Consider the following 14,212-nt stretch of genomic DNA (forward strand, 5'->3'; position numbering starts at 1 on the left):
GCAGCATAGGGCGCAGTGGGTAGTAGCTGCAAGGGCCGGATTTCATGATAAGTTCTCGCAAATTCAATCTTTAAGGTATTCGAAAACCTTTGCAGCCATCTTGGGTATTGGGTGAGTTAACAAAGGTGGGTGTAATGACCTATGTTGCGATGGGGCCGGGGGCTCTAGACTATCAGCCGTGCAGGTATGGTACGTCAAAATTACTATTCAGGGGGCCCAGGCGCGAGCTGGACGAACCCTATGTTGCATTTGTCGGCGGGACAGAGACGTATGGGCGCTTTATTGAGAAACCGTTCGCCGCGCTGGTCGAGGAGGAAACTGGCCAGCGCTGCGTTAATTTCGGCTGTCTGAATGCCGGCATCGATGTCTTCGCCCGCGACCCGTATGTTCCGGGTGCCGCCGCTGCGGCGATGATCACCGTTGTTCAGGTGATGGGTGCCCAAAACATGAGCAATCGATTCTATTCGGTGCATCCGCGGCGCAACGACCGGTTCTTGGCACCGTCTGATCTACTCAAGACGATCTTTCGCGAAATCGATTTTTCTGAATTTCACTTCAACAAGCATTTGTTGACGACGCTTAGGAAGGTGTCGCCGGATCGTTTCGATGCCATCTACACCGAGCTGCAAGCGGCTTGGGTCACGCGCATGAGGCTGCTGGTCAAACAGATGCACGGCCAGGTCATTCTGCTATGGTTTGCAGATCATCACCCTGCCGAGGATATTTTGCCGTTAAGCGGTCTTGGCGATGATCCGTTGTTTGTGACGCGCGGCATGATTGCTGAAGTCGCCCCTTACGTAACACGTGTCGTCGAGGTCGTGCCATCCAGCCGGGCCCAAGAGGACGGAACAGAAGGGATGGTGTTCGCACCACTAGAAGCACTGGTCGCAAAGGAGCTGCCCGGCCCACGGGCCCACGCGGAAACTGCGGCTGCGATCGTGCAGGCCATGTCGGGAATGATTTAGCCAAGGTTCCAAATGAAAAGGCCCGCCATTTCTGACGGGCCTTTCAGCATTCAATTCTCAAAGCTGGCTTACAGCTTTTCGATCAGCTCTGGTACTGCTTCGAATAGATCGGCAACCAGTCCAAAATCGGCAACCTGAAAGATTGGCGCTTCTTCGTCTTTGTTGATTGCGACGATGATTTTGCTGTCTTTCATACCGGCCAAGTGCTGGATCGCGCCGGAGATACCGACAGCGACATACAGTTCAGGGGCGACAACCTTACCGGTTTGGCCAACTTGCCAATCATTCGGGGCATAGCCTGAATCGACCGCAGCGCGGGATGCACCAACAGCAGCGCCCAGTTTGTCCGCCAGTTTTTCGATCAGGGCAAAGTCTTCTTCGGAACCGACACCACGGCCACCGGAAACAACCACACCGGCCGAAGTCAGCTCGGGGCGGTCGCTGGCTGCGACGTGATCTTCGATCCAGGAGGACAGGCCAGGATCGGCAGCTGCCGAAACTGTCTCAACCGATGCAGAACCACCGGTTCCGGCAGCGTCGAATGTCGACGTACGGAAGGTGATTACTTTTTTCGCGTCAGTGGATTTGACCGTCTGAACAGCGTTACCCGCATAGATCGGACGCTCGAACGTGTCTGCATCTACAACGCCGGAAGCGTCAGAGATAATCATGACGTCCAGCAGCGCCGCAACGCGAGGCATCACGTTTTTCGCGTCTGTCGTCGCCGGGGCAACGATGTGGTCATAGTCACCCGCCATCGACACGATCAATGCCGCTGTCGATTCGGCCAAACGGTGACCCAAAGATGCGTCTTCAGCGACGATCACTTTGGACACGCCATCGATCTTGGAGGCCGCTTCGCCAGCCGCGGCAGCAGAGCTGCCCGCGCACAATACGGTTACGTCACCGATTTGCTTGGCTGCGGTTACGGCCTTTGCGGTCGCGTCCATCGCCAATTCGCCATCGGTTACTTCTGCAAGGAGTAGAACAGCCATTACACAGCCCCCGCTTCTTTAAGTTTCGCCACAAGTGCGTCAACGCTATCAACTTTGATACCTGCTGCGCGTTCTGCTGGTTCAACCGTTTTCACGATTTCCAAACGGTTGCCGACCTCGACGCCGTAATCGGCTGGGGTCTTTTCATCCATCGGCTTTTTCTTGGCCTTCATGATGTTTGGCAGCGACGCATAACGTGGTTCGTTCAGGCGCAAGTCAACGGTTACAACTGTCGGCATCGACACCTTGATCGTTTGCAAACCGCCATCAACTTCGCGGGTCACAACGGCGCTGTCCCCTTCGATTTCGACTTTGGATGCAAAGGTAGCCTGAGACCAACCCAAAAGCGCAGACAGCATTTGGCCTGTTGCGTTCATGTCGTTGTCGATGGCTTGTTTGCCACAAAGAACCAGCCCTGGCTGTTCTTCGTCAACGATCGCCTTGAGGATCTTGGCAACGGCCAGCGGTTCGATGTCATTGTGAACGTCGTCTGCTGCAACAACCAGAATGGCCCGATCCGCCCCCATCGCCAAAGCAGTCCGCAAAGTTTCTTGCGATTGCTTTACGCCGATGGAAACAACCACGACTTCATCGACCTGACCGGCCTCTTTCAGACGGATCGCCTGTTCGACAGAAATCTCGTCGAACGGGTTCATGGACATTTTTACATTAGCAAGATCAACACCCGTGCCGTCCGCTTTGACGCGTACTTTCACGTTATAGTCGATCACGCGCTTTACAGGTACCAATACCTTCATGGGCGTTATCTCTCCTCAGTTTACGACTCGGATATTTGGCCAAGTCATTTGAACTCTTCGTCGGTGTAACGAAGCATTTCGTATCAAAACAGATCAAAAACGGCGTTTGACAGTATTTGGACGCGGCGTTTTCAATTATTTTTTGTTATCTATTTGCCCCCGGCACCCACAAAACGTCATTTTCGCCGCTATTGTTCGCCATGCGGGCAGCGACAAAGAACCAGTCGCTTAGACGGTTGAGATAGCGGACGGTTGCCTCGTTCACATCTTCTTGCTGGGCCAGAAGGACGGTCAGGCGTTCTGCGCGTCGGGCAACGGTGCGGCAGACATGCAGATGTGCGGCCAGTTCACTGCCGCCGGGCAGGATAAAGCTGCGCAGTGGCGCAAGCTCCTTGTTCATCACGTCGATCTCGCGCTCTAGCCGGTCGACTTGTTCAGGGGCGATGCGCAGGGGCGGGTATTCTGCTTTTGCATCGGCGCTCATGTCTGGGCGGCACAGGTCGGCACCGACATCAAACAGGTCATTTTGAATACGTGACAAGGCGATATCCGTTTCGCCGGTCGCAACCAAACGGGCAACCCCGACAAAGCAGTTTAATTCGTCCGAGGTGCCATATGCCTCGACCCGGGGGTCGTGTTTTGGCACCCGGGTTCCATTGCCAAGTGCTGTATCGCCTTTGTCGCCGGTGCGGGTGTAGATCTTGTTCAGAACGACCATCAGCCAGCGCCCTTGCGAAGATAGACATATAACACGATCAAAACCACAGCGATAAACTGCGAAATAAGCCGGAGCCGCATCAGTTTATTCGAATTGCGCTTGTTGAATTCGCCGCCGCTGGCAAAACCGCCCAATCCCATGATCAGAATGATGATAACAACCAGCACCGCGATGCAGACAAGTACGAAAAGAGGGTCTGAGAACATAGGCTTTCCTTTGTGCTACGCTCAGATGTAGCGGGGCAAGCGCGTAGCGCAACCGGAATTTACCGTGCCAGCACCCAGTCAAGCGCCCGCGTCGGCAGTATTCGGCGTAAAAAACCGGATATATAGGTGGGGGTCGTGACATAATAGCGCGGGCGCGGCTTGGGTGCCTCTAGCGCGTGAACCAGCTTTTTGACCACGGCCTTGGGGGGCAGCTCGAATGTGTCGGGGCCGCTGCTTTCATATAGCCGTTTTTTAAGCTTGCGTTCGTATTGATCCCTGCGCGGAGATGCCTGCCAATCGATCCAGCGTTCAAAATAGGGGATCGAATTGGCGCGGATTTTTGAGGTCACGGGGCCGGGTTCGATCAGGATGATGTGGACCGGCGTGTCACGCATTTCGATCCTTAGGGTATCGGTCAGCCCCTCGAGCGCGAATTTTGTCGCGTTATAGGCCCCGCGCCACGGCATCGTAACCAAGCCTAAAACAGAGGAACATTGCACGATCCGCCCGTGCCCTTGGGCGCGCATGAGGGGCAAAACGGCACGGGTCAGCTCGTGCCATCCGAAAAAGTTGCTTTCAAAGATATCGCGCAGCGCATCTGTGGGCAGGTCTTCGACGGCACCGGGCGTGGCATGTGCGCCGTTGTTATAAAGCGCATCCAGCGTTCCACCCGTGGCATCCAGCACCTGCGCAAGCGCGGCGTGAATGCTGGCACTGTCAGTGTAGTCAAGCAACGGGCTGTCGAACCCTTCGGCGGTCAGCCGGTCACAGTCTGCTTGCTGGCGGCAGGTCGCGAAAACACGCCATCCCCGCGCGCGCAGCCCATGCGCTGCGGCATATCCAATGCCAGAGGAACAGCCGGTTATCAAAATGCTTTTGTCGGTCACAAAGGGCCCCCTATTTGAGACCTTTCATCGCGTGTTCGCCCTGTGATGGCAACGCAGCTTAGCTGTCAGAGAGCAGATAATCCGCCATCCAGCCCACGGGTCCCCCGTTGATCGGACGGATCTGCACCCAGCCAGTGCCGCTATCGCCGATGATCTCAACGCTATCGCCGCGGGACAGTTGGGTCACGACCTCGTATTGGGTGCCGGGGCCACCGCGCACGTTCACGCTGTTGCCCGAAACCGACCGGAGGTCGCTAAATCTGCCGGTATCAAGGGCAACCGCGCCGGTATCGTCGGGGGTGATGAGGCTGGGAATAATTGCTGGTGTGTCTTGGCTGGACGTCGTGCTGCCAATGTTCTGGGGCACCAAAGTCACTTGGTTCACCAAGGGAGCTTCGGCTGCTTTGACAGCCTCATTAACGGCAGACAACAACAGGTCAATGTCTTGGGCTGCCTCTTCGCCGCTGGTATCATCAAAGCCGGGCGGGGTGGTATCGACCGGCTTGATCTTGGCGCGCATTTGTTCGGCTTGGGGGGCGATTTGCGGCTCAACGCTTTGAGGTTTGATCTGGGGTTTAGCTGTCGCAACCTTTTCTTTGATGGGCGACACTTCGCTGACCGGTGGGCGCGGGGGCTCGAAATCAGCACCGCCGCTTAGCTCGTAAAAAGCGAGGCCCAAAAAGCCAAAGGTCAGCAGAATAAACCGTTTCATCGTATGTCCTCAATGCAGTAAGGGCCGAGAAGCCATGCAGTTGGCAGCCCCGAGACACGCACTTAGCCTATTTATCACAAATTACCCGTTGACGGCGGGAGAATCTTTGGAACGTTGCAGGACAGTGACAGTCGGGTGTTGTCCAGCGCCTTTTTAGCCAAACAGCCGCTTGCCGCTTCACGCCTGCTTGGCTAAACACCTCCTATGTCAGATATTACCGCCCCCCCAGAGTTCGACCCTCGGAATGTGTCCGAACCGCTGCGTATCGCGTTGGGCGACCGCTATCTGACCTATGCATTGTCGACGATTATGCACCGTGCGCTGCCCGATGCCCGCGACGGGCTAAAGCCTGTGCACCGTCGCATTTTGTACGCAATGCGTGAACTGCGGCTAAGTTCGACCGGCGGTTTCCGCAAGTCGGCCAAGATTTCCGGCGACGTGATGGGGAACTATCACCCGCATGGTGATGCTGCGATCTATGATGCGATGGCGCGTTTGGCCCAAGATTTCAACGTGCGCTATCCGCTCGTTGACGGGCAGGGCAACTTCGGCAACATCGACGGCGATAACCCCGCCGCAAGCCGCTATACCGAAGCGCGCATGACAGCCGTCGCCGAGGCGATGCTGGAAGGGTTGAACGAGAACGCCGTTGATTTCCGCGAGAACTATGACGGCACGCTGACCGAACCTGTGGTGCTGCCCGCGCAGTTCCCGAACCTTTTGGCGAATGGGTCATCAGGCATTGCGGTTGGCATGGCGACGAACATTCCGCCGCATAATATTTCTGAGCTGGTGGATGCCTGTGTTCACCTGATCAAATTCCCGAACGCTGGCGATGACAAGTTGCTTGATTTCGTGCCCGGCCCCGACTTCCCCACCGGTGGGATTATCGTTGAACCCGCTGAAAACATCGCCAATGCTTATCGCACCGGCAAAGGTGGTTTCCGCCTGCGGTGTCGGTACGAAGTCGAAGATTTGGGGCGTGGGGCGTGGCAGATCGTTGTCACCGAAATTCCCTATCAGGTCCAGAAATCCAAGCTGATCGAGAAAATCGCCGAGCTGATCCAGCTTAAGAAGATTCCAATCCTTGCGGATGTACGCGACGAATCTGCCGAAGATATCCGTCTGATCCTCGAACCACGCTCGAAAAACGTCGATCCCGAAGTGTTGATGGGCATGCTGTACCGCAGCTCCGACCTTGAGGTGCGGTTTTCGCTGAACATGAACGTGTTGATCGACGGGCTGACGCCCAAGGTCTGCTCGATGAAGGAAGTGTTGCGCGCTTTCTTGGATCACCGCCGCGAAGTTCTGCAGCGCCGTTCTGCCCACCGGATGGAAAAGATCGATCACCGTCTTGAGGTGTTGGAAGGCTTTATCGTTGCCTTCCTGAACCTGGACCGCGTGATCGACATTATCCGCTATGATGATGACCCGAAATCGGCCCTCATGGCCGAGGATTGGGGCAAAGACCACGTTCGCGCGACGAATGAATCCGATTACGTGCCACCTGCGCCGACATCTGAAAATTCCCTGTCCGAAGTTCAGGCAGATGCGATTTTGAACATGCGCCTGCGGTCGCTGCGCCGTCTCGAAGAGATGGAGCTGCTGCGCGAGCAAGCCGCATTGATGGAAGAACGCGCAGGCCTTGAAGACCTGTTGGAAAACGAAGAACTGCAATGGACCAGCATCATTGATCAGTTGCGGGCCACCAAAAAGCAGTTCGGCAAAGACTGGACCTTGGACGGCAAGAATATCGGCAAGCGCCGTACAACGTTTGCCGAAGCGGGCGAGATCGAGGACGTGCCGCTTGAGGCGATGATCGACCGCGAACCGATTACCGTTGTCTGCTCTGAGATGGGGTGGATCCGGGCGATGACCGGCCACATCGATCTTAACCGCGAGCTGAAATTCAAGGACGGCGATGGCCCTCGTTTCATCTTCCATGCTGAAACGACTGACCGTTTGCTGGTATTCGGATCGAACGGGCGTTTCTACACCGTTTCCGCCGCGACGTTGCCGGGCGGGCGTGGCATGGGCGAGCCGTTGCGCTTGATGGTAGACTTGCCAAACGACGTGCAAATCATTGATATCTTTATTCATAAAGCGGGTCGTAAGCTGCTTGTTGCGTCCTCTGCCGGGGATGGTTTTGTGGTGCCCGAGGACGAAGTTCTGGCGCAGACCCGTACGGGCAAGCAGGTTCTAAACGTGCGCGGCGACGTCAAAGCGATGATCTGTGCCCCTATCGCGGGCGATTCTGTTGCCGTGGTTGGCGAAAACCGCAAAGTGCTGGTTTTCGGTCTGGATGAACTGCCCGAAATGGGACGCGGCAAGGGCGTTCGCCTGCAAAAATACAAAGACGGCGGCATGTCGGACGCGACAACATTCGTGCGCGCCGAAGGGCTAAGCTGGCTTGACCCGGCAGGGCGTACACGCACCGAGGCTGACCTGACCGAATGGACGGGAAAACGTGCCGGTTCGGGACGCATGGCCCCCCGTGGTTTCCCGCGTGACAACCGTTTTGGCTAATCGGTCCACCCGATGACGGATGTCGCTTTGACATCGTCCACGACTGATCCCGTCGGCCTTCCTGTGTATTTTGTTGGTACCCGTGGTGCCCTGTTTTGGTTGGCGCTAAAGACCGGATTTCTAACGGTTATCACGCTGGGTTTTTACCGGTTTTGGATGAAAACAAGAATGCGGCGCTGGTTCTGGTCGGCGACCCGGCCCGGTGGCCACCCGATGGAATATGTGGGCGATCCGTGGGAAAAACTGCTGGGCTTCTTTATCGCGGTGGTCATTCTGACGTTTTACATTGGCATCATCAATCTGGTGGTCATGTTCGTCAGTTTCTCGGTCTTTTCGAGCGCGTCTGTGGGGTATCTGGCCAGTGTCGTCGGGGTAATTCCACTGTGGTTTTACGCGCAGTATCGGGCGCGGCGCTATGTTCTGGCCCGGACCCGCTGGCGCGGCGTGCGCTTTGGCCTTGAAAAAGGCGCGTGGGGCTATGCGTGGCGGGCGTTGGTGCATTGGGCGATCACGTTGTTGACGCTTGGGCTGTTGTGGCCACGCATGACATTTTCGCTTGAAAAATACATGACGGATCGAACCTATTTCGGCTCGGCGCGGCTGCATCAGGGCGGCCATTGGACCATGCTGTACCGTGCTGCGATCCCGTTCATTCTATCGGTTTTGATTATGGTGGCGGGCGCAATCTGGGTGTTCTGGCTGGACCCGATCGTAGTGTCCGCTGACGTAACTACCGACGACATCATCCGCTCGTTCGAGGAAATGATGGACGGCGGTGCCGCGGCAGCATTCCCTGTTGCCGGGGCGGAGCGGTTGGCAGTATTTCTATTCGCGATCATCGGGTTGATTTACGGGGCAATTCATTATCGCTTTGTCTCGAAACGTCAGATGGCCAACTATAAAACGACCGAAGGGGTGACGCTGCATTCACGTCTTAGCGGACCACGGGTGGCGAGCATTTACGTTCTGGGCAGTATTATCGCCTATCTTGTCTTGGTGCTTGGGATCATCGGGCTGGTGGTTTTCGCCATTTTGACGCTGGGCCCGTCGGCGATGCTGGGCGGGGCAATGGGCGATTTCGGGGCGGCTGTCGATCTTCCAAAGAGCATCGCAGTGCCCTTGATCGCGGCCTTTTACCTGTCGATTTTCCTCATGTGGAATGTGCTTTACAGTACTTTTGTCACCTTTCCGTTGATGCGCCACATGGCCAAAACGCTATCGCTGCCACGGCGGCATGGTTTGCAGGTCGTCAGCCAGCGTGACCGCGATGAATTTACCGAGGCCGAAGGCTTTGCCGAGGCATTGGATCTGGGGGCCGCGATATGAGCACGGGCTTCAATGGTTTTGGCGCTGCCTATTTCGATGGTGACCGCCCGATTGGCAAAGAGGTCAGCCTGCACATCGCCAATCACAACCTTCAGATCGGGCTTGATAATGGCACGACCCTTTTTTGGCCCGTGGAAGATATTCGAGTTCTTGAGGATAACGCCAACGCGCAAAGCTTTACCCTGCGGCTGATCACGGACCCCTTGGCGCGGCTGTTGGTCGCAGATCAAATGCTGCTTTGGTATCTACCAAATGCAAAGCGCCGCAGTCCGCCAAAAGGGCGCGGTAAACTGGCGCTTTGGGCGGCCGGCGCAGTTGCCGCTGTCGCGCTTCAGGTTACGGTTTTGGTCCCTTTACTGGCCGACCGCCTTGCCGTTTTTATCCCGCCGGCTGGCGAACGCGCCTTGGGCGAAGCCACGTTCGAACAGATACGCGGCGCGTTGGGTGAAGCCGGGCTTGCGCCGCTGGCCATGTGCGAAAACCCTGCCGGGGCGAACGCACTTGCGCAAATGACCGCAGCGCTGAACGGGGGGGAAGCCGCGCCCGAGGGTTTAAGCGTGACAGTGCTGGACCATGACATGGTCAATGCCTTTGCGTTGCCTGGCGGGTTTGTCGTGATCTTTAAAGGGTTGATCGACCACGCAGAAAGCCCTGACGAAGTCGCCGCCGTTCTTGCCCATGAGATCGGGCATGTGGTCAGCCGCGACCCGACGCGCCACGCGCTGCGTTCGGCGGGGTCCATCGGTATTTTGGGCCTGTTGTTCGGTGATTTTGCCGGGGGCGCGGCGGTCCTGTTTTTGACTGAACGCCTGATCAGCGCGACCTACAGCCAGCAGGCCGAAACGGACGCTGATGCATTCGGCTATGCGCGGCTTGAGGCGGCAAATGTATCGCCAGCGGCCCTTGGCACGATGTTTGAACGCTTGCGCGAGGAACATGGCGACGGCAACGAATTGCTGAACCATTTTCTAAGCCATCCCAGCCTTTCGGATCGCATTGAAAATGCCCGGGCCGCTGCTGACGAAACACATGAGTATGCGCCGATACTGGATGATGCTGGCTGGAAGGCCCTGCAATCTATCTGCGATTAAACGGGTTCCGCCGTTAGCCAAACCCCGCCTTCGGGGCGCAACGTGAGGATCATCACGGGTTCAGGATCCTTGCCTGTTACGGCAGTGAATTTGAACCGCGATAGCAAGGTGGCAAGGATGATCACGGCCTCTTGCAGGGCAAAGCTGGCACCGATGCAAATACGCGGGCCGTCGCCAAAGGGCAGATAGGCATAACGGTCGATTGATTTGCGATCCGCAAACCGTTCGGGCCTGAACGCATCGGGATTATCCCACAGCTGTTCGTGACGGCCCAAAGCATAGATCGGGATCATCACAGTATCACCCGGTCTGATGTCGCGCCCGCCCAAAGTGTCGTGTTTTTGCGCCGTCCGCGAAAGGATACCCGCAGGCGGATAAAGGCGCAGGGCCTCGTCGATAATCTGGCGGATAAAGGGCAGGTTTTCGACATCGTCGCCCGTTGCCGCGCGACCCTTCAAAACCGATTGCGCCTCGGCGCGGGCTTTGTCTTGGGCGGCTGGATCAAATCCCATCAGATACAGCGACCATGACAATGTCAGGGCCGTTGTTTCATGCCCCGCAACGATGAACGTTAGCAAATTATCGCGCAGCTCTGCGGTGTTCATCTGACGTTTTGTTTTGGGGTCCACGCCTTCTAGCAGCAGGTCAAGCAGATCGGGGGTGCCGTCGCTGTCCCGTTTGGCGCGTGCCTCGATCGCGATATCGGCCAGACGCTTCATTCGCCGTACGGCCTTGCCGGATACGATCCGGTCGGGGCGGGGCACCCAGTCGGGGAAACCCAGTATATCGAATAGGCTGACCTTGCCCGCTTGTGCGATATAATCTTCGATCGCCACGTGCACGGCCTCGCGATCGATGGTGTCGTCGCCCGAAAATGTGACATCGGAAATCACGTCAAAGGTTGTCGTGACCATCTCGTCCAGCATGTTGATGGCGCGCGGGCTTGCTGCACTGATACGGTGGCAGGAACGTTCGGCAGCGGCTGTCATGATCGGTGATAGGTTCAGCATATTGCGCGCTGAAAAAACCGGGGCGGCCGCGCGGCGCTGCCAGCGCCAATGCGCGCCTTCTGCAATGAACAGCGAATCCCCGATGGCGGGTTTCAGCAGGTTTTTGACAACAAGAGACTTGGGATAATCGTCGAGCCGATCAAGCAGAACCTCGCGGATTGCCGTCGGATCCATGACCATGTGCCAGCGTTTGCCGGTCTTGCCCGATACCATGGGTTGCTTGGTGGCGATGGCGGGGATGATGCTTAGGATATTGCGCCGCGCCATTTGCAGGCTTTTCAAAATGCCCCAAGGTTGGGTCACTAGCGGCACACGGACGGGAAGGGGCGGTTGGCTCATGAAAAGGTGCCTTTCTGCGACATATTATAGATAGGGTTTCGGCACCCGGCTGCAAATGGCCCAAAAGATTGCACCCTTGTTGGGCATGGGGTATCGCCATGGACACAGTTTGCGCCGATGGAGGCTTTAGATGTTTCGTGTTCTTGCCATTTTGATGACCGTTACCTTTGTTGCCGCGTGCAACGGTGCGTCCGACCTGAACAAGGCACCTGTGCCGCTTGGCGACTTTAACCTGTATCACAACATCGTGGTCGCGCCCAAAGTTCAAAAGCTGCCGATCAGCCGCGAGGTGAGCGAAGAGGTGCTGACCACAGCCGTCAAAGATGCGATTGCAGAACGCTTTGATCGCTATGATGGCGCGCGTAATTATCACTTTGGCGTCAGCGTCGAAGGGTATGTATTGGCCCCTCCGGGTATTCCGCTGGTACTGGCACCCAAATCGGTGATGATCCTTAAATTGACGGTCTGGGATGACGCCGCAGGCAAGAAGCTGACCGACAAACCATATCAAATCACTGTGTTCGAATCGTTCGATCAGGGGCCGATCGTAGGGTCGGGTTATACCAAGACCGCGGAAGAGCAGCTCAAGAACCTGAGCCAGAATGCTGCAAAGTCGATTGAGAACTATTTAGTTAAGCAAAATGACGCCGAAGGGTGGTTCAACCGCCCCGCTGACGCTGTGATTGTGCGGTCTGGTACCGCGGCTGCACCCACTGCCGACACCGAATAAGCTGAAATTACTTTGCCGATGCTGGTTTCAGGGGCGAACAGACGCTTGATTTTATGCGCCAGACCCAATACATCGCCCGCCAGATAGGTTTGGGTCCGACGTAGGGCCCTCATTAATATAAAGGGCTGCACCATGGCTAAGGCAAAGTTTGAACGTAATAAACCACACGTTAACATCGGCACGATCGGTCACGTTGACCACGGCAAGACGACGTTGACAGCTGCGATCACCAAGTATTTTGGCGATTTCAAAGCGTATGACCAAATTGACGGCGCGCCCGAAGAAAAAGCACGCGGCATCACCATTTCGACCGCTCACGTTGAGTACGAAACCGAAGCACGTCACTATGCACACGTCGACTGCCCCGGCCACGCTGACTATGTGAAAAACATGATCACTGGTGCGGCACAGATGGACGGCGCGATCCTGGTTGTGAACGCGGCCGATGGCCCGATGCCACAAACCCGCGAGCACATCCTGCTGGGCCGCCAGGTTGGTATCCCGACCATGGTTGTTTACATGAACAAAGTTGACCAGGTTGACGACGAAGAACTGCTGGAATTGGTGGAAATGGAAATCCGCGAATTGCTGTCGTCCTACGACTACCCAGGCGACGACATGCCGGTTGTTCCTGGTTCCGCTCTGGCAGCCATGGAAGGCCGCGATCCTGAGATCGGTGAAAACTCGATCCGCGCGCTGATGAAAGCCGTTGACGAATACATCCCGACACCAGCACGCGCTGTTGACCAGCCGTTCCTGATGCCAGTGGAAGACGTGTTCTCGATCTCTGGTCGTGGTACAGTTGTTACAGGCCGTGTCGAGCGTGGCGTGATCAACGTTGGCGACGAAATCGAAATCGTTGGTATCCGCGACACCAAGAAAACCACCTGTACCGGCGTTGAAATGTTCCGCAAACTGCTGGACCGCGGTGAAGCTGGCGACAACATCGGTGCCCTGCTGCGCGGCGTTGACCGTGAAGGCGTTGAGCGTGGTCAGGTTCTGTGTAAGCCAGGTTCGGTTAAGCCACACACCAAGTTCACAGCCGAAGCGTACATCTTGACCAAAGAAGAGGGTGGCCGTCACACGCCATTCTTCGCGAACTACCGTCCACAGTTCTACTTCCGGACCACAGACGTTACCGGTACTGTTCAGCTGCCAGAAGGCACTGAAATGGTTATGCCCGGCGACAACCTGCAGTTCGACGTTGAACTGATCGCACCAATCGCGATGGAAGACGGTCTGCGCTTTGCGATCCGCGAAGGCGGCCGCACCGTTGGCGCGGGCGTTGTGTCCAAAATCAACGAATAAGCCGCAAAGCGGGCCCGCCCCGCACTGCAGCTGATTGTATCGAAGGCCGCTCTGGAAACAGGGCGGCCTTTCCTTTTGCCGCGGTTGGGTGGATAGATTATGCACTTTGCGAAAGGTTGCCAGTATGAACATTACCCACGATTTCTTTCCCGGCGCGATTGGCCAGATCATTCAATTGCATGGCACGCACTACGCCAAGAATTGGGGCTTCACGAGCTACTTTGAAGCTAAGGTAGCCCAGCAGATCGCAGGGTTCGCCCACGGCAAACAAGAGACCGATCTGGTGTTGATCGCGCAGGATGATCAAGGGGTTGCTGCGTCCTTGATCCTTGACCTTCACGATCCGGAATCAGGCCCGCGCGGGGCCCATCTGAGATGGTTTATCTGTGCGGACAGATGTCGGGGCACCGGGATGGGGCGCAAACTGATGGCCCAAGCGGTCGCCCATGCCGAAACCCACACCAACGGAAAAATGTGGCTGCGCACCTTTGCGGGGTTGGAGCCTGCCTTGCATCTTTACCGTAGCTTTGGCTTTGTGTTGCAGGCTGAAAAGGAGGGCGATGTTTGGGGAACCGTCGTGAAAGAGCAAGAGTACCACCGAGCCGGCGACATCTAGAAGGATTTTCCCACCCATTGGTGCA

At 56.6% G+C, this 14,212-nt stretch carries 14 protein-coding genes; 7 read left to right on the top strand and 7 right to left on the bottom strand.

The window, feature by feature from the left end; all coding sequences use genetic code 11:
• The first annotated feature begins 134 nt into the window (after nt 1–134).
• Complete coding sequence (locus tag KZZ06_RS07530; RefSeq protein WP_219579445.1) at nt 135–965, top strand: DUF6473 family protein; 831 nt, start codon at nt 135–137, stop codon at nt 963–965.
• Nucleotides 966–1,033: 68 nt separating this feature from the next.
• Here the strand turns inward: KZZ06_RS07530 and KZZ06_RS07535 are convergent, their stop codons facing one another.
• The 6 genes from KZZ06_RS07535 to KZZ06_RS07560 all read right to left on the bottom strand — a co-directional run bounded on the left by KZZ06_RS07535 (nt 1,034) and on the right by KZZ06_RS07560 (nt 5,241).
• Complete coding sequence (locus KZZ06_RS07535) at nt 1,034–1,960, bottom strand: electron transfer flavoprotein subunit alpha/FixB family protein (protein WP_219579446.1); 927 nt, start codon at nt 1,958–1,960, stop codon at nt 1,034–1,036.
• The gene (locus KZZ06_RS07540; RefSeq protein ID WP_219579447.1) at nt 1,960–2,718 is read right to left on the bottom strand and encodes an electron transfer flavoprotein subunit beta/FixA family protein; all 759 of its coding nucleotides are present in this window, start codon (nt 2,716–2,718) and stop codon (nt 1,960–1,962) included. The genes KZZ06_RS07535 and KZZ06_RS07540 overlap by 1 nt, the downstream gene beginning before the upstream one ends.
• 145 nt (nt 2,719–2,863) lie before the next feature.
• Nucleotides 2,864–3,436, bottom strand: coding sequence for a cob(I)yrinic acid a,c-diamide adenosyltransferase (locus KZZ06_RS07545; RefSeq protein ID WP_219579448.1), 573 nt, complete (start codon nt 3,434–3,436; stop codon nt 2,864–2,866).
• A complete protein-coding gene (locus tag KZZ06_RS07550) occupies nt 3,436–3,642 on the bottom strand; it encodes a twin transmembrane helix small protein (protein WP_219579449.1) in 207 nt (68 codons plus the stop codon). The genes KZZ06_RS07545 and KZZ06_RS07550 overlap by 1 nt, the downstream gene beginning before the upstream one ends.
• A 59-nt stretch (nt 3,643–3,701) precedes the next feature.
• The gene (locus KZZ06_RS07555) at nt 3,702–4,529 is read right to left on the bottom strand and encodes an SDR family oxidoreductase (protein WP_219579450.1); all 828 of its coding nucleotides are present in this window, start codon (nt 4,527–4,529) and stop codon (nt 3,702–3,704) included.
• Between the two features lie 58 nt (nt 4,530–4,587).
• Nucleotides 4,588–5,241, bottom strand: coding sequence for an SH3 domain-containing protein (locus KZZ06_RS07560; RefSeq protein ID WP_219579451.1), 654 nt, complete (start codon nt 5,239–5,241; stop codon nt 4,588–4,590).
• 204 nt (nt 5,242–5,445) lie between these two features.
• Here KZZ06_RS07560 and parC point away from each other — a divergent pair, with 204 nt between their 5' ends.
• Genes parC through KZZ06_RS07575 form a run of 3 tightly spaced genes read left to right on the top strand, consistent with a single transcriptional unit; the run spans nt 5,446 to nt 10,184 of the window.
• The gene (parC, locus tag KZZ06_RS07565) at nt 5,446–7,767 is read left to right on the top strand and encodes a DNA topoisomerase IV subunit A (protein WP_219579452.1); all 2,322 of its coding nucleotides are present in this window, start codon (nt 5,446–5,448) and stop codon (nt 7,765–7,767) included.
• Nucleotides 7,768–7,794: 27 nt separating this feature from the next.
• Complete coding sequence (locus KZZ06_RS07570) at nt 7,795–9,093, top strand: YjgN family protein (protein ID WP_257884251.1); 1,299 nt, start codon at nt 7,795–7,797, stop codon at nt 9,091–9,093.
• Entirely contained in the window at nt 9,090–10,184 is a 1,095-nt protein-coding gene (locus tag KZZ06_RS07575) for a M48 family metallopeptidase (RefSeq protein ID WP_219579454.1), read from the top strand. The genes KZZ06_RS07570 and KZZ06_RS07575 overlap by 4 nt, the downstream gene beginning before the upstream one ends.
• Here KZZ06_RS07575 and KZZ06_RS07580 read toward each other — a convergent pair.
• Nucleotides 10,181–11,533, bottom strand: coding sequence for a cytochrome P450 (locus KZZ06_RS07580; RefSeq protein ID WP_219579455.1), 1,353 nt, complete (start codon nt 11,531–11,533; stop codon nt 10,181–10,183). The genes KZZ06_RS07575 and KZZ06_RS07580 overlap by 4 nt on opposite strands.
• Before the next feature lie 130 nt (nt 11,534–11,663).
• Here KZZ06_RS07580 and KZZ06_RS07585 point away from each other — a divergent pair, with 130 nt between their 5' ends.
• From KZZ06_RS07585 to KZZ06_RS07595, 3 genes are all read left to right on the top strand, one after another.
• Nucleotides 11,664–12,263 carry a hypothetical protein gene (locus tag KZZ06_RS07585; protein ID WP_257884252.1) on the top strand — a complete coding sequence of 200 codons (600 nt, stop codon included), beginning with the start codon at nt 11,664–11,666 and terminating at the stop codon, nt 12,261–12,263.
• A 132-nt stretch (nt 12,264–12,395) separates the two neighbouring features.
• Nucleotides 12,396–13,571, top strand: a complete 1,176-nt coding sequence (gene tuf / locus KZZ06_RS07590) for an elongation factor Tu (RefSeq protein WP_219579456.1) — start codon at nt 12,396–12,398, stop codon at nt 13,569–13,571.
• Between the two features lie 124 nt (nt 13,572–13,695).
• Nucleotides 13,696–14,187 (top strand): GNAT family N-acetyltransferase, encoded by a 492-nt coding sequence (locus tag KZZ06_RS07595; protein WP_219579457.1) that lies wholly within the window; start codon nt 13,696–13,698, stop codon nt 14,185–14,187.
• The last annotated feature ends 25 nt before the right edge of the window (nt 14,188–14,212 follow it).

Origin of the sequence: Sulfitobacter sp. CW3 (assembly GCF_019392245.1) — a bacterium.
Taxonomy (GTDB): domain Bacteria; phylum Pseudomonadota; class Alphaproteobacteria; order Rhodobacterales; family Rhodobacteraceae; genus Sulfitobacter.